The sequence below is a fragment of the Paenibacillus cucumis (ex Kampfer et al. 2016) genome (genome assembly GCF_019748695.1).
Classification (GTDB): domain Bacteria; phylum Bacillota; class Bacilli; order Paenibacillales; family Paenibacillaceae; genus Paenibacillus; species Paenibacillus polysaccharolyticus.
Genome location: NZ_JACLIC010000002.1, coordinates 1 through 19508, shown reverse-complemented (window position 1 = coordinate 19508; position 19508 = coordinate 1). Strand labels below are relative to the sequence as shown.

At 46.1% G+C, this 19508-nt stretch carries 18 protein-coding genes and 1 riboswitch; of the genes, 5 read left to right on the top strand and 13 right to left on the bottom strand.

The window, feature by feature from the left end; all coding sequences use genetic code 11:
• Positions 1–291: 291 nt before the first annotated feature.
• Entirely contained in the window at positions 292–1236 is a 945-nt protein-coding gene (ytxC, locus tag H7T88_RS00095) for a putative sporulation protein YtxC (RefSeq protein ID WP_221786418.1), read from the bottom strand.
• 232 nt (positions 1237–1468) lie between these two features.
• Here ytxC and H7T88_RS00090 point away from each other — a divergent pair, with 232 nt between their 5' ends.
• The 4 genes from H7T88_RS00090 (at position 1469) to H7T88_RS00075 (ending at position 4960) form a co-directional block, all read left to right on the top strand.
• A complete protein-coding gene (locus H7T88_RS00090; RefSeq protein WP_154958242.1) occupies positions 1469–1870 on the top strand; it encodes a hypothetical protein in 402 nt (133 codons plus the stop codon).
• 325 nt (positions 1871–2195) lie between these two features.
• Positions 2196–2690 carry a cation:proton antiporter regulatory subunit gene (locus H7T88_RS00085; RefSeq protein ID WP_090919862.1) on the top strand — a complete coding sequence of 165 codons (495 nt, stop codon included), beginning with the start codon at positions 2196–2198 and terminating at the stop codon, positions 2688–2690.
• Between the two features lie 4 nt (positions 2691–2694).
• On the top strand, positions 2695–3933 hold the full coding sequence (locus H7T88_RS00080) for a cation:proton antiporter (RefSeq protein WP_090919859.1): 1239 nt from the start codon (positions 2695–2697) through the stop codon (positions 3931–3933).
• A gap of 121 nt (positions 3934–4054) precedes the next feature.
• Positions 4055–4960, top strand: a complete 906-nt coding sequence (locus H7T88_RS00075) for a YitT family protein (protein ID WP_221786417.1) — start codon at positions 4055–4057, stop codon at positions 4958–4960.
• A gap of 122 nt (positions 4961–5082) precedes the next feature.
• On the opposite strand, the gene H7T88_RS00070 is transcribed toward H7T88_RS00075, so the two are convergent.
• From H7T88_RS00070 to metA, 6 genes are all read right to left on the bottom strand, one after another.
• Complete coding sequence (locus H7T88_RS00070) at positions 5083–6096, bottom strand: zinc-binding alcohol dehydrogenase family protein (protein ID WP_221786416.1); 1014 nt, start codon at positions 6094–6096, stop codon at positions 5083–5085.
• A 38-nt stretch (positions 6097–6134) separates the two neighbouring features.
• A complete protein-coding gene (locus H7T88_RS00065; protein WP_221786415.1) occupies positions 6135–7067 on the bottom strand; it encodes an aldo/keto reductase in 933 nt (310 codons plus the stop codon).
• Between the two features lie 274 nt (positions 7068–7341).
• Positions 7342–8478, bottom strand: coding sequence for a cyclic dehypoxanthinyl futalosine synthase (gene mqnC / locus H7T88_RS00060; RefSeq protein WP_090919848.1), 1137 nt, complete (start codon positions 8476–8478; stop codon positions 7342–7344).
• Between the two features lie 242 nt (positions 8479–8720).
• A complete protein-coding gene (locus H7T88_RS00055) occupies positions 8721–9902 on the bottom strand; it encodes a trans-sulfuration enzyme family protein (RefSeq protein WP_221786414.1) in 1182 nt (393 codons plus the stop codon).
• Positions 9899–11083 carry an aminotransferase class I/II-fold pyridoxal phosphate-dependent enzyme gene (locus tag H7T88_RS00050; protein WP_154886876.1) on the bottom strand — a complete coding sequence of 395 codons (1185 nt, stop codon included), beginning with the start codon at positions 11081–11083 and terminating at the stop codon, positions 9899–9901. The genes H7T88_RS00055 and H7T88_RS00050 overlap by 4 nt, the downstream gene beginning before the upstream one ends.
• A 24-nt stretch (positions 11084–11107) precedes the next feature.
• Complete coding sequence (gene metA, locus H7T88_RS00045; protein WP_090919840.1) at positions 11108–12025, bottom strand: homoserine O-acetyltransferase MetA; 918 nt, start codon at positions 12023–12025, stop codon at positions 11108–11110.
• A 126-nt stretch (positions 12026–12151) separates the two neighbouring features.
• A riboswitch (SAM riboswitch) is annotated at positions 12152–12276 on the bottom strand.
• 459 nt (positions 12277–12735) lie between these two features.
• Here metA and corA point away from each other — a divergent pair.
• The gene (gene corA / locus H7T88_RS00040) at positions 12736–13671 is read left to right on the top strand and encodes a magnesium/cobalt transporter CorA (protein ID WP_090919837.1); all 936 of its coding nucleotides are present in this window, start codon (positions 12736–12738) and stop codon (positions 13669–13671) included.
• Positions 13672–13771: 100 nt separating this feature from the next.
• Here the strand turns inward: corA and H7T88_RS00035 are convergent, their stop codons facing one another.
• The 6 genes from H7T88_RS00035 to H7T88_RS00010 form a co-directional block, all read right to left on the bottom strand.
• On the bottom strand, positions 13772–14773 hold the full coding sequence (locus H7T88_RS00035; RefSeq protein ID WP_221786413.1) for an HRDC domain-containing protein: 1002 nt from the start codon (positions 14771–14773) through the stop codon (positions 13772–13774).
• A gap of 189 nt (positions 14774–14962) precedes the next feature.
• Positions 14963–15841: an ROK family protein gene (locus H7T88_RS00030; protein ID WP_154983009.1), complete on the bottom strand. Its 879-nt coding sequence runs from the start codon at positions 15839–15841 to the stop codon at positions 14963–14965.
• Positions 15842–15918: 77 nt separating this feature from the next.
• On the bottom strand, positions 15919–16605 hold the full coding sequence (locus H7T88_RS00025; protein WP_221786412.1) for an MOSC domain-containing protein: 687 nt from the start codon (positions 16603–16605) through the stop codon (positions 15919–15921).
• Positions 16606–16632: 27 nt separating this feature from the next.
• Positions 16633–17748 (bottom strand): phosphodiester glycosidase family protein, encoded by a 1116-nt coding sequence (locus H7T88_RS00020; RefSeq protein WP_221786411.1) that lies wholly within the window; start codon positions 17746–17748, stop codon positions 16633–16635.
• Positions 17745–18638: a 5'-3' exonuclease gene (locus H7T88_RS00015; protein ID WP_154958253.1), complete on the bottom strand. Its 894-nt coding sequence runs from the start codon at positions 18636–18638 to the stop codon at positions 17745–17747. Before H7T88_RS00015 ends, H7T88_RS00020 begins: the two co-directional genes overlap by 4 nt.
• Positions 18639–18838: 200 nt before the next feature.
• Positions 18839–19204: an arsenate reductase family protein gene (locus H7T88_RS00010; RefSeq protein WP_154958254.1), complete on the bottom strand. Its 366-nt coding sequence runs from the start codon at positions 19202–19204 to the stop codon at positions 18839–18841.
• Between the last annotated feature and the right edge of the window lie 304 nt (positions 19205–19508).

Sequence of the window (19508 nt, the reverse complement as noted above, 5' to 3'; positions counted from 1 at the left end):
CCCGTCCCGGTCAAGGGACGAGTGTTATAGCTCGTGGTTCCACCCTAATTCAGCTGATTGTTCCTCATATTAGGAAAATAGCCCTCATTGGCATGTCGGTAACGGGCATGACCCGGCAAATCCTTACTCACAAAACCGCCATCCTTCAAATAGTCGGGTAACCGGTTTTATTTTCAAAATTGCAGCTCCAAAGGGGTAAACCATACGCGATATCCGGAGGAAATTTCAGCCTAGGTTCCTCTCTCTGCACCGATCTAACGTGTGGCTCTTGTCTTTGTCAACGCTTTTGTATCAACAGTTATTATAATTGCCCAGATCGCCTGCGTCAAGACTTGTCAGCAATCCAGAACGAAGCACTTCGCATTCGGGACATTGATGGCATATCTGCACCTTATCTTCGAAAATTTGGCATATCGTCGAGATGATGGGCAACTCGGGAGTGCTGGTGTGCAGCATGACCTTTTCCGGTGATATGGAAATAAGCGTACTCACGATCATATCCTCGATATCCATCTCCAGTTCCAGCCCTGGCATCTCCACAACCACTTGCTCATCTTTCTGCACAGGCAACAGATTAAGTCCCGAATCAAGCACCTGAAATTCATGTTTGCCCTTGTGAATCAGATGGATTAAAGGAACTTTAGCCTCCTGAAAAAACACAAAATACTTCAACAGTCCCATGAACTCTTCATATTGACGATCCATCCAGAACTCATCGAGTGCATATTCCACGAGCTCCTGCAATTCCTGCTTGTAGGCACGTATGCGGAAATTCAGGATGCCTTCGAGATGGAAAAAATGGATGTCCTCCAAATCCTGCCTTAAACCTCTCGCTAATGTTGCACGGCGGCGCTCCCGCAGACCCGGTTGATGCAAGTCACTATTCACGAGCAGCGGCATGCAGATGCGGTGAACTTTCTCAACTTCGTGTTCATCCATTACCGAGCATGATTTGGCAATAATATTCTCTACCATGCTTCGTTCCTGTGTTTCCATTATATAATCCGCAATACCCAGGGAAAGCAAATCACTGATTCGTGGCAACCACTGCTGGAAATCTTCGTGATTCTCATTTCCTCTGCACGTCCAGACTGCTCTGCCATCCTTATGTTTGAAGGTGAGCCGGAAGCCTCTTTTACTTATATGTAAACCTTTGGTTTTTTCCTTAATGCATTGTTGAAAAAGGGCTGCCTCCTCTTGCCCAGACACATCGGTCCATACTGTAAACAGTTCCATAAGAATCACTCCTTTCCTTTCTCTTCAAAGTATATGGCAAGGCCCAAAGGGATATACGAAGCGGTTTGATGGAAAGGGTGTCATGATTTCTCAGCATAAAACGCGAGTAAAAGTTTTTTGGCAAAAAGAATAATAGAAGGTTTCGTGAACTATGAATGAATGGTTTGGAGATCACGCAAAAATGTGTTATTATTTTTATAACAGTATCTTCACGGAAGGGGGGAAGCCGAAAATGAGACAACATCCTAGACTGCTCCATCACATGATTATCATCATTTTATGCGTTTTTCAGGCGCTGTGCTTCCCGGTTCCAATGCAGACCGAGTCTGCCGTTGGTGTATCCGTCGATGCCACTTCGAATAAAGAAGGGCTTGAAGTGCTGTCTCAAATACCCGAGTCTCAGCAGAAACCTGTCATTCGCAAAAATCCGCAAGTAATGTCTAAGCTGGCTGCAGTTAAGCAAACCAAGCCTGTATTTCTTGTCCTCGCATTATTAATCGTGCTGCGAATTCCTACAGCAGGTCTGTCTTTTAAACCGTGGTATTGTCTGTTCAAACGCAGATTATTTCTGCTGCCAATTAAATACACCAGTATGTATTTATCCCTCTCCCCAATGGCACCGAGATACGCCTGAGCTCGTTAAGAGCCTGTTTGCCGTATTCGTCAGGTTGCCAGAGCATGGAGCCACCTCTTGCTACAGACGGTGTTCTCATGCATAACTTATAACCCATTATGTAAACGTTACTTTTGAAAGAACTTTATATGTGTTCGTTTATTTGTTGAGCTTTATTTCACAAAACTGATTTTGATTACACATCATATATTCGGCTGTGTCAGGAATTACTGGCTCTGTTTCCCTGCACCATTTGATGTTCCGCCTGAGCAGCAGATCAATTGATTACGGGAAGAAAAGCCTTCCTTCTATGGCCAGCCTCAATTACTAAGGAGGCATACTATCCATGGATGTACGCGAAACAGACTTGCCGGGAATCGGCAAAAAATTTCAAATTGAAACGAGCAGCGGTGATAAAATCGTCATTATTATTCACGATGATGGACGCCGTGAAATGTATCATTTTGAATATGATGACCCGGATCAAAGTATCTCTATGATTACACTTGACGACAATGAGGCAAGACAGATTGCCGCGATCGTTGGCGGATTAACTTACAAACCGAAGCAACTTGAAAATATTGAAGTTACCTTTGATGATCTGATTATCGAATGGTACAAAATCGAAGCTTCATTCGGATGCATTGGCAAATCCATTGGTGAATTGAATGTACGTCAAAACTCTGGCGCAACGGTCATTGCCGTTGTGGAGAAAAATCATAAAAAACACATCAGCCCAGGTCCGGAGGTTGTGATTAGCGCAGAATCTACGGTAGTCGCCGTTGGCGAACGCAACCAGCAGAAGCTTTTCAAGTCCCTCCTCCTGACGGGAAGGGGGTAACTCGATGGACCATTTGATTTTTGAAGTGGGGCTCGCGCTGGTGCTTATTGCAGCAGCCGGCCTTTTATCCGCAAAACTGAGATTTTCGGTTGTTCCGTTCTATATTCTGATCGGGATGGCCGTGGGACCACATGCCATGCAAATCTGGCATTTGGACTTCCGATTTATTGAAAGCCAGCCGTTCATCGACTTTATGGGTCGAATCGGGATTCTATTCCTTTTGTTCTATCTGGGATTGGAGTTTTCTGTAGGTCGTTTAGTCAAATCGGGTCGCTCCATCGTTGTTGGCGGCTCGATCTATATCGGGATTAACTTCACACTCGGATTAGTATTCGGTTTTGCTTCCGGTTTCCCGGCAGCTGAGGCACTCATCATTGCAGGCATAACAACGATCTCGTCTAGTGCCATTGTTGCCAAGGTGCTTGTTGATTTGAAACGAACAGCCAATCCGGAGACCGAGATGATTCTGGGTATCATTATGTTTGAGGACGTATTCCTCGCCGTATATATTTCCATCCTGTCCGGACTTGTACTCAGTGATTCATCCTCCATCGGAGGCGTAATCATGTCTGCACTGATTGCTCTCGGCTTCATGCTTGTAGTCATCATTCTCGGACGTAAAGCTACACCGCTACTGAACAAATTGCTGAAAATTCGTTCCAATGAATTATTCTCACTTGTTGTTTTCGGGGCATTGTTCCTTGTCGCTGGTTTCTCCGAAACGATCCATGTTGCTGAAGCCATCGGTGCGTTGCTCGTTGGTCTTGTGCTTGCGGAAACGGAACATGCTAAACGGATCGAACACCTGATTCTGCCGTTCCGAGATTTCTTTGGAGCTATCTTTTTCTTCAGCTTCGGACTATCTATTGATCCGTTGTCCCTTGGTGGTGAAGCCGTTTGGCTCGCTTTGATTGCTGTAGTGATTACACTGTTTGGTAACTTCCTCGCAGGTATGCTGGCTGGACGCAGTGCAGGACTTTCACCAAAAGCATCTGCTAATATCGGATTAACCATTGTATCTCGTGGTGAGTTCTCCATTATTATGGCCAATATGGGTAAAGCCGGTGGACTGTTACCATTGCTTCAACCATTTGCCGCGCTGTATGTATTAATCCTTGCTATTCTGGGACCGCTGTTAACCAAAGAGTCCAAACACGTATTCCGTATTTTGGATAAAATATTCAAGTTCAAAGATCCTCGCAAGAAAAAAGAGGAACCTAAAGTTCTGCAGAAAGAAGGCTAAGTAACATGTCTGTGCAGAGCAGACCTATGTTTGTATTAAGCAACTGAGCGGCTACATGCTGACCTTTCTGTGAAGAACCCAGGGAGAATGGCTCGAAGCCGCACTGAAGGAGGATGGACATGTGAAAACACCTCTGATATCGGCTAATCCGGTGCCACGTACTACGAAGAGTAGCATAGCGCCCTCCCGCCGCTGGCTGAATCTGTTTCTGGTCATCATTGGCGGAATACTGGCCTCCGTGGGACTTGAGTTGTTTCTGCACCCCAATAAAATTATTATTGGTGGCATAACAGGGATCTCTTCCCTGTTCGCACACTGGACGGAGCTACGAATCGGCTTATTCCTGTTTTTATTCAATGTTCCGTTTATATTTTTATCCTACAAGATCGTGAAGAAAAAGTTTGTACTTGTAACTGTTCTGGGTTTGGTTGTCTTTTCGATCGGTGCCATTGTACTACATCCCATGCCGCCGCTCGTCGAGCATCCCTTGGCTGCTGCCATGTTTGGCGGGTTATGCCTGGGGCTCGGAATTGGGCTTGTTGTTCGGTATGGTGGGACACTGGATACGCTGGAAATCGGTGATCCGTCTTCTCGGCCACCTGAACGTGTGTTTAGCGGGAAACGGATGCTTATCGAAAAAATAATCATGCTGCTTAACTTGATCATACTGACAGCTGCTGGTGTTGTTTTTGGCTGGGATCAGGCCATGTATTCTATCATCGCTTATCTGATTGCCTATGAAATGGTGTACCTTGCATTCCGGGGATTCTCCCCCAAACGCAAAATATGCATTCTGACCACGCAACGTGCTCAAGTTGAAAAAGCTGTACGAAACCGCCTGCGCAGGGAACCAGGAAAGTTTGATGCAACACTCGAGTCTTCCCCGATCGCTGGCGCGGAGGTCTGGATCAAACAGATTCCAGGAACACTTTATTACGAAGTCCATTTCCTGGAAATGATCTGGTTAAAATCCATTGTTCGGCACATTGACCCTCACGCAGGTATTATCTCGAATCCAGAAAAATGAAATAGCTAGCGAAAATAACGATATAACAAAACGCTCTCTTCCCATGAACCGATGGATCGTTCTCCATTGCTCATTGACCGGGAAGAGAGCGTTTCTTCGTACACACCTTCAAATTGTAAAAATTATAATTCTACGATTGCTTTAACCACTTGTGATTCGGGTAACAGCCAAGTGTCCATTGCGGTTGGCAGCTCTTCAAAAGGTGCTCGATGTGTGATATAACCATCCATCGTTAATTTTTTGTCACGCAACGTCGATAACACCTGTTCAAAATCCTCACGTGTTGCATTCCGGCTGCCCAGCATACTCATCTCACGCTTGTGAAATTCCGGGTCATGGAACGTAATGTCGGCTTTCACCAGTCCAACAAAAATCAACTGTCCACCGTGAGCCACATAAGGTATCGCCCCATTCATGGAATGTACGTTACCTGTCGCATCAAATACAGCCGTGGCATAATCACCGCCAGTAATCTCGGATACCCGCTGCAGAGCCTGTTCATCCGCCTGCACGATCTCATCCACACCGGCCCAGGTTCGGCTCAATTCCAGCCTGTCCAGATTTCGATCCACAGCAATAACGTATGCACCTGCTTGTTTGGCAAAGGCCATGACTCCCAGCCCGATAGGTCCGGCTCCAATAACAACGACACGCTCTCCTGGTTGAAGTGCAGCTCTGCGCACAGCATGAGCCCCAATGCTAAGTGGTTCAACCATAGCTGTCTCATCTAATGTTAACCCCTCTGCTCTCAGCAGATGGGAAACAGGCACTGTAATCCGTTCTCTCATCCCACCGTCCACATGTACACCCATCACTTGCATGGATGCACAACAATTGGTTTTGCCTGAACGACAAGCAATACAATGTCCACAATGCAGATAAGGAATAATGCTTACCTGGTCTCCCGGCTGTAAACCTGCCTCGTTTGGGCCAATCTCTTCGATGATACCTGCAAGCTCATGACCAAGTATACGAGGATACGTAAAAAACGGCTGATTGCCTTTGTACGCATGCAAATCTGTACCACAGATACCAATTCGCTGGATAGCGACCAGTGCTTCTCCCTCACCTCTTTCGGGCTGCGGCAGTTCCTTCAGCACCAAACGATCAATTTCTTCACATACGATAGCTCTCATCACTGTTCCCCCTCAGATCCATTCGACGATATATTTAACTATCCGTTATATTCAGCACGACCACTCGGCCAAGTTTCATTGTTTAATGGAGCCAGAATACGTAATACCTCTTCCAGAAGTTGCTTATCTATAGGTTCTTCAACCCAGGCCGCGTTGTTGACAATGTTTTGCTGGCTCGCGCTACTAACGAGAGTTGTTGGGATTTGTTCATTTGCTGTAGAAAATTGTACTGCCAGCTTGGCGATATTACTGCCTTGTTCCTCGCAGAAGCGGGCAGCTTTCAAACAAAGCTCTTTTACCCGTTCACCCGCTGGATGCCAAGCCGGTGTTCCGCGCGTGCTAAGCAATCCCATTGAAAGTGGGGAAGCGTTTACAAGTCCAACCCCTTTTTCCTCGAGTAACGGCAGTAGCGATAACAATGACGTATCATTCAGAGCATAATGACAATAGGAGATAATGGCATCCGCATCAAGCTGCGGCAACATTTTTTCGAATAAAGGCAACGGCAAACCGCAGATTCCGGCGTAACGAATCACGCCTTTCTCTTTCAGTTCTAACAATGTTGGAAAAGCTTCTTCAATGATGATCTCAGGAGCCACAAACTCGATATCATGTAAAAATAAAATATCAAGATAATCCGTATGCAACCTTGCCAGACTCTCTTGTACACTCTCCAAAATACGCTTGCGAGAAAAATCAAACTCGTTCTCACCATACCGTCCAGCTTTGGTTGATAACGTATAAGAGCTACGCGGCAAACTACGGATTGCTTCACCGAGTACCGTCTCCGCCTTGGTTAAACCGTAGTACGGCGACACGTCTATATAATTCATACCTGCATCGATCGCTGCATGAACGGTACGAATCCCTTCATCCCGGTCAATATCACGAAATACAGAGCCCAGTGATGATGCGCCAAAGCTCAAAACAGGTACGTCTAATGCTGTCTTTCCCAATTTTCTTGTTTTCATCGATTCGTTCCTCCCAGCAGGTTTGACTACACAACTGTCCCTCCATTGTATCAGTTAAAAATCTATATAACATATCGTCAAATGCGTAATATGTACTGTTTAATGATCTCGATTCTGGATAAAAGGAGAACTGTACCTGAATCAGGTACGCACAACGAAAAGGGCCAAAGCAGATTTAACCTGCTTTGGCCCTTTTAAACGGAACGAGTTGCTATTTACTTCACATGATGTGACATAAATTAAAAACCATATTGCTTTTCTATAAATGTAGGGATTAGTTCTGCATTACGAAATCTTTAGGTACAATGCTTTCTTCATCAAACATACGCAGAATATCGTAACGGGTGTTGCGCTGTGCCGGAATATAACCAGACTCCCGAATCAGACGCAGAATGGATTCAATGTTCACTTTGTATGTTGCTCCTGCGGAGGATACAACATTCTCTTCAATCATCGTGCTGCCGAAGTCATTACAGCCGAATTCGAGTGATTTCTTACCGATTTCAGGTCCCATTGTGACCCAGGAAGATTGGATGTTTTTAATGTTATCTAACACCAGACGGCTAATCGCTACCGTTTTCAGGTACTCCTGTGGAGTTTGACGCTCCAGCTTAAGGTTCGTATTATCTGGCTGGAATGTCCACGGAATAAAAGCGAGGAAGCCTTCAGAATCATACTTATTGGCAATACACTCATCCTGCGCTTCACGTACACGCATCAGATGCAGCGCACGCTCTTCCATGGATTCACCCAGACCAATAACCATCGTAGCGGTTGTATTCATACCGATTCGGTGAGCAGTCTGCATCACATCCATCCAGTCGCGCCATGAACCTTTCAGACGGCTGATTTTGCGGCGTGTACGGTCATCAAGAATCTCGGCTCCGCCACCTGGCAAGGAGTCAAGTCCCGCCTCGTGAATGGCACGCACTACCTCTTCCAGCGTAAGACCATCGGATACTTCAACCATTTTCATAATCTCAGCTGGTGAGAAAGAGTGCATCGTAATATTCGGGAAACGTTCCTTGATCGCTTTCAACAAGTCCGTATAATAGCTGAAAGGCAGATTTGGATTCGTTCCACCTTGCATCAGAATTTCGGTTCCGTTGACATCTTCAGTTTCCTTGATTTTCTGGAAAATCACTTCATCTGGAAGCACATAACCTTCTTCTGAACCAGGTCTGCGGTAAAAAGCACAAAAACGGCAGTATACGTCGCACACATTCGTGTAATTGACGTTACGCCCAATAACAAATGTTCTGTATGGTTCAGGGTGCATACGTTTCATGATTACATTGGCAGCTGCCCCGATTTTGTCCACTTCGTCTGATTCAAATAACTGAATCGTGTCTTCCAAGTCTAAACGTTCGCCCCGAAGGGCTTTATCTAAGATACGGTCTACCGTACTCATCGTAAAAAAGCCTCCCTCGTAAAGAGAAAATAATACGACGATCACTCCCGGCTTGTTAGCAAAAAGCAAGTCGTGGCTGTAATATCGCATTTTTGTACTCTACATATCGTAACACAGGTTACATGTGAAAAAAAGCACCTTATGAAAAGGTGCTTATAAAATAAGTTAAAATTTTGACATATGAAAACCGTTTGAATGCTAGCTGCATCCGATTTTAAAATGCACCTATTTAGTCGTTCAATTTATAGCGTAGCCTGCAACGCTTGCTCGAGATCAGCAATCAGATCATCAATATCCTCAAGCCCTACAGAGAAACGCAGCAATCCATCGGTAATTCCACGCTCATGTCGAACTTCCGCAGGCATAGCTGCATGAGACATCATCGTTGGGTACGAAAGTATGCTCTCCACTGCTCCCAGACTTACAGCTACAATGGGCAGTTTCACCTGATTCAGGACAGCTTTTGCACGATCACCTGAACCGACGTCAAACGATACTACGGCACCGTAACCTGTCGACTGACGCTCATGCGCTTCACGGCCCGGATGATCCTCAAGTCCAGGGTAATACACGGCTGTTATATCCTGACGCCCTTTGAGCCATACGGCCAGTTTGGCAGTACTCTGTTCACTGTGAGCCATCCGCGCACCCAGGGTCTTCATCCCGCGCATCAGAAGCCAAGATTCCTGAGCTCCGAGAACGGTACCTAGTCCGTTTTGCAACTGTTTCAATTGTCTGCCCAGCTCGTCTGTACGCGCAACAGCCAGACCAGCCAGCACATCACTGTGACCACCGAGAAACTTCGTAGCACTATGTACAACGATATCTACGCCGAGCTCAATAGGACGCTGATAGTACGGTGTCATAAACGTATTATCCAGAATGGTAATCAAATCATGCTCCTTGGACCAGGACGTCACTGCGGCAATATCCGTAATCTTCAAGGTCGGATTGGAAGGTGTTTCCATGTATACGGCCTTCGTGTTAGGCTTGATTGCTGCTTTGACTTGTTCAATGTCGGTCATGTCAACAAAAGTAGTCTCTATCTGCATCCGACTTAGTATCGTTGTGAGTAGACGATATGTTCCACCGTATACATCTTCCGTTACGATGATATGATCCCCTGCGGAGAACATCATGAACACACTGGAGATTGCAGACATCCCTGACGAGTATGCAAATCCGCGTACCCCGCCCTCAAGGAGCGCAATGTAATCTTCCAGAGCCTGACGAGTCGGATTACCTGAACGGCTATAATCATGTTGCGGCGGATTAAAGATATCAAAGTGATGGAACGTGGAAGCTTGATAAATCGGTACACTTGAGGCACCTGTTGTTTTATCAATTTCATCTCCAAAGTGAAGCAGCTTGGTGTCAAACTTCAGCTCCGACGTACTGGGCTTATGGTTACTCGATTCACTCATGAGGTTACGCCTCCTTCAACTTCCTTCTGTGCTGCCAGCAATGCTTCATTCAGATCCGCGATCAAATCTTCTGCATGTTCGATGCCTACCGAGAAGCGAAGCAGACGATCGTCCACACCTACAGCGTCGCGAATTTCAAGCGGAATATCCGCATGGGTCTGTACCGCAGGATAGGTCATGAGTGATTCTACACCACCGAGACTTTCTGCAAATGCAATCAATTGGATATGACGCAGCAATGGCTCAACATAGCGTGCATCCTTCACTTTAAACGAAAAAATGCCTGTATTGCCGGAAGACTGCTTACGCTGAACTTCATATCCAGGGTGATCGGACAAACCAGGGTGGAACACTTCAGCTACAGCCGGATGTTCCAAGAGGAACTTCGCAATCGTTAGGGCGTTATATTCATGACGTTCCATGCGAAGAGCCAGTGTTTTCATGCCTTTCATCAATTGATATGAATCACTCGGTGATAACACAGCTCCAATGGAATTATGAAGGAACGCCATCTCGGCAGACAAGGCTTCACCTTTGGTGATGATCAATCCAGCGAGCACATCATTATGTCCGCCCAGATATTTAGTCGCACTATGGATGATAATATCGGCACCAAGTTCAATCGGACGCTGGAAGAATGGAGTCAGTAGCGTATTATCTACAATGGTTAATAGATTGTGTTTTTTCGCCCAAGAAGCAACAGCTTGAATGTCCGTAATCATCATGAGCGGATTAGTTGGTGTCTCGATGAAAACAGCCTTTGTATTCGGCTGACGGATGTTCTCCAATGCTTCCAGATCGTTCGTATCTACATAACTTGCGGTTACACCGAACCGGGATAAAATCCGTTCCAACAGGCGATATGTACCGCCATACAGGTCAAGAGAAACGATCAGGTGATCCCCTTGGCCGAACATCGCAAAGATCGTTTGCAGTGCTGCCATGCCCGAGCTACAAGCAAAACCTGCATCACCGGACTCCAGAGCCGCTGCTGCTTCCTCTAACACTTTGCGCGTTGGGTTTGTTGTACGGATGTAATCAAACCCCGTGCTTTGTCCCAGCTTCGGGTGACGAAACGCAGTGGATTGATAGATCGGAAAGTTAACAGCACCTGTTACGGGTTCATTGATGGACCCAATTTGAGCTAAACGGCTTTCAATTTTCAACTTGTTATCTTCCATTACTGCATCCTCCTGTAATCTTGATTAGATTTGTGGGCCAATATCGTAAGGGGTTTCCTGATACACATAGTAATTGAGCCAGTTAGAGAATAATAAGTTAGCGTGTGCACGCCATGTAGCCGGAGGTATCCGAGAAGGATCGTCCTTTGGATAGTAGTACTTCGGCAGCGCGATGTCCAATCCCTTGGCAACATCACGGTCATATTCCCATTTCAATGAAAACGGATCATACTCGGCATGTCCTGTGGCAAAAATTTGCTTACCGTCCTTGGTGGCAACCAGGAATACTCCTGCTTCTTCGGACTCTGCCAAAATTTCGAGTTTATCATTTTTCTCAATATCCTCACGTCTTACCTCCGTGTGACGGGAGTGTGGAACGTTGAACACTTCATCAAATCCACGCAGTATCGGAACATGAGGTTTGTTGATCGTATGCGGGAATACGCCAAAACACTTTTCATCCAGCGGAACTTTGGGTACATCAAAATGGTGGTATAGACCTGCTTGAGAAGCCCAACATATATGCATCGTCGAAGTTACATTCGTTTTGGTCCATTCAAAGATTTCCTGAATCTCTTCCCAATAATTCACGTCCTCAAAATCCATTTGCTCTACCGGTGCACCGGTAATGATCATCCCGTCAAAACGGCGATGCTGGATCTCATCAAATGTTTTATAAAACAGATCCAAGTATTCTTGAGATGTGTTCTTGGAAGTGTGGGATTTGGGGTGTACCAGCACAACATCCACTTGAATCGGTGTATTACCTACCAGACGAAGCAATTGCGTTTCCGTCGTTTCCTTCGTAGGCATCAGATTCAGTATGGCGATCCGGAGCGGACGAATATCCTGCTTGTATGCGGATGATTCGTCCATGACGAAAATATTCTCGCTCTCAAGCACTTCTTTGGCTGGTAATGTGTCTGGAATTTTAATTGGCATAGTGAGTTGACTCCTCCTTTTTCATGGGTCGCATCTGGTGCGAAAATCACGCTCTGAGAAGCTCTGCATATGACAAAGACCTCTCTCGGATTCCGAGAAAGGTCATATGTAAACAGATATGCGCCTCTCTCATCTCTCAGTTACAACAGCATCACAAGGATGCTTGGTCGCTGCAAGAATTAGCACCGTGCGTTATATCGCCGGTTGCCGGGTTTCATCGGGCTGGTCCCTCCACCTACTCTTGATAAGATTTCGCTGTATTCAATTTTAATTCAGATATATTAACTTTTACTTTAAAACATTACTGCCCTCACGTCAAGAACCAGTTGATTGGTTTTGAACCTAAACTCGGAACCGTTCATCATCCGTTGTCATACACTGCCTCAGAGCGTGAAATAGACACATTTTTGCGCTTGAAAGCACCCTAGACCAGCGGTATACTAGACAAGTGTTTATAAGCCCTTATGTGAGAGGTGACATATTAAATGGATGGCGACCCGAGGCCCAACTGGCAGTCGAATTCCGAACAACTGCATAGAGAATTGACATCAGCATGTCGGCAGCGGGACGTTTCTTCCGTTTGATTATAGATTGATGACGCAGTACAGTCCTGATAACAGGCTCCGCTGCCGACCGGCTGATCTGTTCTTTTGCGCCCATATTAACGATGAAAATCCGCCAAGACGGCGGGTGCAGAAGGAGTAGATAACATGAAAATCCGGTTGGTTAACAACGGTGTATTTATCCCGGTGGATGACATTCAGCAAGCGCTGACTCCACCAGCAGAAGGATTCTACTGGATTGATGCGGACGTGGACGATTTGGCTGTACTTCAGCCGCTGTTCTCCATGCATGATCTGGCTGTTGAAGATTGCTTGAGTGATGAAGAACAGCGTCCGAAGATTGAGATTTATGAGAACCATTATTTTATCGTGATTAATAGCATTCGTTTCGATGATGAAGAGATCTTCCTGCGTGCAGTCAATCTCTTTCTCGGTAGACATTTTATCATTACGGTTACCAAACAAAAGATCAGCGAACTACGTACATTGAAGCCGATTCTCTGGGAACAGGAAATCAGCAGTCCAGATCGTCTTCTCTACTTGCTTGTTGACTTGATTGTGGACAATTACTTCACCGTTGGTGATCGAATTGAAGCGCGAATTGAGAAACTTGAGGAAGACATTCTGATGCATACCAAAAAGTCACATCTGAATGAGATTATCGGTCTGCGAAGCGAGATTTTGTGGCTGAAAAAAGTACTGGGACCTCAAAAGGAGGTCATCAATACACTCAACAAAAAAGATCTGCGTCTCATTGATGATCAGCTGCAAAAATATTTCAGCGACATTTACGAGAACGCCGTAAAAATATCGGAAACCTTTGAAACGTACCGCGATCTGATGGGCAACTTGCGAGAAGCCTACCAGTCCAGTATCGCTAACCGCGCGAATGAGATCATGCGTGTGTTTACCGCCATCACCACCGTGTTCATGCCTCTGACCGTTATCACCGGTATTTATGGAATGAACTTTGACAACATGCCTGAATTACATTGGAAATACGGGTATTATGCTGTTATCGGCCTGATGATTACACTCGGCCTGACGATGTTCTTTATTTTCCGTAAAAAAGACTGGATCTGAAACGACCGCTATATCATACCATTTAAAGAATAAGACGAAGCGCTCCTTCACAGGGACGACTTCGTCTTTTTTAATATCACCGCCTCACGGCGTATTTTAGCTAACCAACATTACGCTCTGTTTCAGTATGTCTCCGAAAACGGATGCGTATCATCCGTAACCGTTCATAAACTTGCTCCAAGCTCCCTCCTTCAGGGCGCTCTCCTCCGTAAACTTTATGTAACACAGGCTTCAGAAATGTATCTCCTAACTCCTCATATGCATTCCATACCGCCTCTTGTTCAGTCTCAGGCATAACAGCCAGTTCTACATCCAGCAATGAATCCGTGTCATACCCTTCCAGATCCAATGTTTCGAGCAGTTCGATTAATTCACGCCGGGTTAGACCAGATCGATTCACGATCTCTTCTAAGGTTTGTCCCTCTTTCATGCCTTCCAGCACGTGCTTACGCGTAATGAATTTATCCAGTTCCTGCTTGTACTTCTGCTCTTTCTGCTTATATAACCAACTTTCGTACTCTTCTTCTTGCAATACGATGTACACCCAGTCTAACGGAAAAGGTCTCGATTGTTCGATTCCACTCATCATTTCAAGCCATTCCAGCCCATATTCTGCTGCTTTGCTCTCACCAACACCCGGCAGTTGCATCAGCTCATCCATCGTATGTGGAACAAACGCACTGATCAGCCGCAACAAACGATTCGTCGCTACAAAATAAGGAGCCTTCCGATCCGAAGCCGCTTTTTGCCTGCGCCATGTGCATAAATCCTCATACAATTGTTCATTTCCGTATAATTCACTAAAACAATGCAGACGCTGGCCTGCATAACTACGTAGCTTCAGATCCTCATTTTCGTTGTACAACCCATGCATCAATGGACGATACCCTTCGCTCATCTGCATGGCAAGTTGATGACGATATATGTGCATCAGCTCTTCCCACGAATGGCCTTCATACCAGATCGTATCTTCCCGATCCCCTGCTTCATAACGACTCCATCCCAAGTGCCAAGTATTCTCCTCCTCGCCAATCCATAACTGGGCAATCTGCTCATGCTGATCAAACACTCTGGATAATTTGTTCATGAAAATGACTTCCATTGCTAGTTCCCTCCTTTGGACGATACAGCCTGTTCGATTAACGAAGGTATTCTCTGTCTCTGTCTCCAGACAACACAAAAAAGCACCTCTCCCGCAAATCGCTGCAAGAGAGGTGCTTCCTCATTAACCGTACTATGCTGTTGCTCACATCATACCATACTGGTAAATTTCGTCAATCCCTAAATGCGTTTATTTTGACAAGGCCAGTTTCGCCAGTGCCAGCGAACCACACAAGCCAGCATTATCTCCCAGACCTGGTGGAACAACATACGCATCAATTCCAGCATGAAGTGACGGATGCTGCACATAACCTGCGAGCAATTCCTGTAGTTTGCTACGAACCATCGGGAATAGGTGCTCCTGCTTCATCACGCCTCCGCCCATCACTATTTTCTGAGGCGAAAGAATCAGCACATAATTCATTAGAGCATGTGCAAGATAATGCGCTTCAATCTCCCAGGCTTTGTGATCTGCTGGCAATTCATAAGCAGGTTGTTCCCAGCGCTTGTTCAGGGCCGGCCCCGCCGCAAGCCCTTCCAGACAGTCTCCATGGTATGGGCAAAATCCTGCATATGAATCTTCGGGATGTCTCCTCACGATAATATGGCCCATCTCGGGATGAGACAGTCCGTGCACCATTTTTCCGCCAACGACAGCTCCTGCACCAATACCTGTACCAACCGTAATATACAGACAGCTATCCAGCCCCTGCGCAGCTCCCCAAGTGGCTTCACCCAAAGCTGCTCCATTCACATCGGTGTCAAACGTCATCGGTACATCAAAGTGTTCTTTGAGTTTGCCAATCAAGTTGTACTGTCCCCAATGCGGCTTCGGTGTTGTCGTAATATAACCATAGGTTGGACTTCCTTCAATGGGATCAATTGGCCCGAAAGAACCTACCCCCATTGCTTCGATACCTTTGCCCTCAAAAAAAGAGATGACCTGAGCCATCGTTTCTTCCGGCGTGGTTGTAGGGAAACTAACTCGTTCCAGGACCTCTCCATGTTCTGTACCAAGGCCACATACAAATTTGGTTCCGCCTGCTTCAATCGCACCTAAAACTGTCATGTTGATCTCACTCCTACGTTGGTTTGTAATAGGAACACTGCCGTATCCATATAGCGGTTCGGACTATTCAGCAGGGCTCAGTTACGCTCAAGCTTGTTCAACCGTTTAAGCAATGTCTGTTTCCAACTATCCGAGAGAACAGGAATAGAGAGTAGAGCCTGCATCCCTTCCACGTCCTGTTTCCCCTGATGCATGATCCGGTTAGCTTCAAGAATCGTCATGTATGAGGTATCTGTGCGAACTCTTCTGAAACGTGATGCAGGGCCAACCTCTCCCTCTTGCAATACTCGAAAATAAAAACCGGTATGCCCGCTTTCCTGAAAATATACAGGCAACTCCTTGTAATCATATCTTATCCCCAGCTTGAAACATGGTTGTCTCGGCTGACTGACTTGCACCTGCGCATCACCGAGTTCAAATACATCACCAATGCGAATCTCTTCCTCAGCGCATCCTGTAACGGTCAGATTCTCTCCGAATGCCCCCCACTCCAGCTTACGATCCATCAGACGCTCAATCGCAGAATAACGACTATGATCGTATACACAAACAGCTTTATCTGGACCACCGTGGTGCACCAGATCCGCTTGAGCATCCCCTGTCATTCCAGTGAATGACAGAAAAACCGGGGCGGAGACAGGATGTTTCACAATACCACTCAACACTTCATTTTTCTGGCCAGGCAATGGCTTAGGTTGCCCTATATTAATCGCCAGAACTTCCGTGCTTGCCTCTTCTGTTATCGAATCGGGTACAGGTGTCATGCCACATCATACCTCCATGATTGCTTTTTATCGAACAGAACCACCAAATACTAATGTATTACTTAACAGCCGCCCTGGAGAAGTAAGCATTTTGCCACCTGCATACATCCCAGAGGATGCACCGCCATCCAAGTTCATCGCCTGTTTGGCTCCCAGCTTTTGCATCACAGCTGCCCATTCTTTTATTGTAGCACCAGAAACGGTAGCAAGCATCACCGAACCGTCGGCCATAATCGCAATTCCGCTTCTCGCTCCGGATGCATTCAGAATTTTGGGATCTTTGAACCCCTCACTTGCCGGATTTACCGATACCTTGCCATCCTTCACCAGACGCGGGCCAGCCCCCACAGCTGTGACCACCTCCTGCCACGGAATTTCCTGACCGGCTGCGTTCGTATATCTGTAATTCATCTCTACGGTGGAGCCTACCGTAAATCGGTCAGCTGTGGACTTCTCTCGACCTGTGAAGACAAGAACAGAACCGTTTTTGGGAATCGCTACGTTTGTATTCGGTACTTTTTTGGTCACAACACCCTTTTCCATAATCACTGCCGTTCCGCCCTTGAAACCAACATTGGCTCCACGTTCTGGGGTGTACAGCATCGAGATGCTTGCATCTGCTGAAGGTGTCCGGTTAACAAATGTTGCATACCAGCCGCTTGATTTTCCTTTCGTATCTGTGACCGTGCCCGTTAAGCTCACTTGAAGCGAATCCATTATCGCCGACCCATCTGCCTTAAAACCGATGGATGTGCCATATCTTCCTATATGTATAACTTTACCATTTGCTATTAACATCCCGTAGGGATCTGGTGCTCCGTGATATGCTTCAAAAAAAGCTCCGTTGATTGCTGCTTGTGCGCCGTACGCTTTTACAATAGACGGCAATGTAGCGGTTTGACCAACCTGTTTCTTAGCAAGTCCTACGGTTACTGGTGTTCCTTTTGGAATCGAAACGGTCTGTACACTAAAACTACGTCCTGCTGCCTTCACTTTCTGTACTTTGACGCTAATCGCTGCTTTGGCATCCGCTGTCTGCGGTGCACTTACTGCCCCCGACAGCAATACCGGAAGTGCGAGGACGAGGGCCATTGCCCCAGTCCACCACTTTTTACTCGTTTTTTTCATCGTCACGTTGCTCACCCTATCGCCACTCCCATCCAAGAACCTAGGCTCTTCATCTCAAGTTGTTCAAACTTGTCCATCACCGTATCCGGGTCCAGACGCAATTCACAGCCTTCCAGCGTACAAGCCACCGGAACTGCACAGTGAATCTCTGCCAGCCTGCGAGACAGATGCAACATATCGAGATCACTCTCGATTTTTTTACGTACCGAAGGGGTAAGTTGATCCAGATTGCTTAAAATCCCTTCAATCGATCCATACTCTTGCACAAGCTTCAAAGCCGTTTTTTCACCAATTCCACGTACCCCGGGATAATTGTCGCTGGCATCTCCCATCAAACCCTTCATGTCAATAACCTGACGTGGTGTCAATTGTTTCTCAGCCATCAACGTTTCGGGATTATACACCATGTAGTTGCCGTGACCTTTTTTCATAATAATGATACTTGTGCGGTCATTAATCAGCTGTAACATATCATGGTCTCCCGTAAGTACCATCACGTTCATATCGGTTTCTTCCGTGTAATACTTGGCAAGTGTCCCGATACAATCGTCAGCCTCATACCCTTCTGCACCAATATTCGGAATGTTTAGACTATCCATCACTTCACGAATCAGAGTAAACTGTGGAATAAGGTCATCTGGTGCTTCAGCACGATTACCTTTGTATGCTGCGTACTCCTCACCGCGAAACGTCTTGCCTCCCATATCCCAACAGCAGATGACATGGCTTGGTCCAAACGTCTGAACCGCATCCCAAAAATAACGGATAAACCCATAGACTGCGTTGGTCGGAAGCCCTGCCTTTGTACGTCTGATATATCCGCTTGCAGAAGTTGCATAGAATGCCCGGAACAACACTGCCATACCGTCTACCAGTAACAAAGTAGGTTCATTACGTTGATTCACTTGAATTTGTTCTCTCCTTGATCTATGAAAGCTGGAACAACAATTGATTCCAACTTCAATAGCATATTAAATATCGAAACTCATTCTATCATTATAACATAGTTACGCCAACCCTCATGGAGCATAAATATGCCACTACCTCGTCCAACCAAAAAAGCCCTGAATTGCGAACAATTCAAGGCTTAGCTCTGGTGAATGTCTTAGGCGTTGTTCCATTCCTGCTCATACGTATCTTCCTTGAAACCCACGGTGACTTTGTCTCCATCGGTTACGATCGGACGTTTGATCAGACGACCATTGGAAGCCAGTAACCCAATCTGCTCAGCCTCGGACATCCCTGGCAGTTTGTCTTTGAGCTGTTGCTCTTTGTAAACTTCTCCACTGGTGTTGAAAAACTTTTTCACTTCAAGTCCGCTTTTTTGAATAAGCTCTGTCAATTCATCTTTCGATGGTGGTGTATCAAAAATAGGGATTAGCTCCAGTTCATGCCCTTTCGCTTCCAGCCATTTCACAGCCTTACGGCACGTACCACATTTTGCATATTGGTATACTTTCAGTTTTGTCATGGGATCGTCCCTCCCGCTCGGGTTTTGGTCTATCGCTTCCCTTGGTTTGCTCCGCAAATCCAAAAGTCGCTCCATCCCAATACCCTCGCTCAGCAATTTTCTGTTGGTGAATGGGGGCAAATCGCCCCTCATTACACCTTGATTTTTCAACATGTATTCCAACATCTTTAGAGAGAAATGTTGGGGAATCCATACCTTAAGAACTTAGAGGTCGATGGACTCTACGCCTTTAACTATCTTCAAGCCAGAGACTTTTAAAACTTTAAAATTCTCTTTAGCCTTCGGCGTATGGTTTGGCGCTTCA

What these genes read in the sequence shown, in the direction of transcription:
- ytxC (WP_221786418.1), bottom strand. Translation starts at nt 1,236, where the DNA reads ATGGAACTGTTTACAGTATGGACCGATGTGTCTGGGCAAGAGGAGGCA.
- H7T88_RS00090 (WP_154958242.1), top strand. Translation starts at nt 1,469, where the DNA reads ATGAGACAACATCCTAGACTGCTCCATCACATGATTATCATCATTTTA.
- H7T88_RS00085 (WP_090919862.1), top strand. Translation starts at nt 2,196, where the DNA reads ATGGATGTACGCGAAACAGACTTGCCGGGAATCGGCAAAAAATTTCAA.
- H7T88_RS00080 (WP_090919859.1), top strand. Translation starts at nt 2,695, where the DNA reads ATGGACCATTTGATTTTTGAAGTGGGGCTCGCGCTGGTGCTTATTGCA.
- H7T88_RS00070 (WP_221786416.1), bottom strand. Translation starts at nt 6,096, where the DNA reads ATGAGAGCTATCGTATGTGAAGAAATTGATCGTTTGGTGCTGAAGGAA.
- H7T88_RS00065 (WP_221786415.1), bottom strand. Translation starts at nt 7,067, where the DNA reads ATGAAAACAAGAAAATTGGGAAAGACAGCATTAGACGTACCTGTTTTG.
- mqnC (WP_090919848.1), bottom strand. Translation starts at nt 8,478, where the DNA reads ATGAGTACGGTAGACCGTATCTTAGATAAAGCCCTTCGGGGCGAACGT.
- H7T88_RS00055 (WP_221786414.1), bottom strand. Translation starts at nt 9,902, where the DNA reads ATGAGTGAATCGAGTAACCATAAGCCCAGTACGTCGGAGCTGAAGTTT.
- H7T88_RS00050 (WP_154886876.1), bottom strand. Translation starts at nt 11,083, where the DNA reads ATGGAAGATAACAAGTTGAAAATTGAAAGCCGTTTAGCTCAAATTGGG.
- metA (WP_090919840.1), bottom strand. Translation starts at nt 12,025, where the DNA reads ATGCCAATTAAAATTCCAGACACATTACCAGCCAAAGAAGTGCTTGAG.
- corA (WP_090919837.1), top strand. Translation starts at nt 12,736, where the DNA reads ATGAAAATCCGGTTGGTTAACAACGGTGTATTTATCCCGGTGGATGAC.
- H7T88_RS00035 (WP_221786413.1), bottom strand. Translation starts at nt 14,773, where the DNA reads ATGGAAGTCATTTTCATGAACAAATTATCCAGAGTGTTTGATCAGCAT.
- H7T88_RS00030 (WP_154983009.1), bottom strand. Translation starts at nt 15,841, where the DNA reads ATGACAGTTTTAGGTGCGATTGAAGCAGGCGGAACCAAATTTGTATGT.
- H7T88_RS00025 (WP_221786412.1), bottom strand. Translation starts at nt 16,605, where the DNA reads ATGACACCTGTACCCGATTCGATAACAGAAGAGGCAAGCACGGAAGTT.
- H7T88_RS00010 (WP_154958254.1), bottom strand. Translation starts at nt 19,204, where the DNA reads ATGACAAAACTGAAAGTATACCAATATGCAAAATGTGGTACGTGCCGT.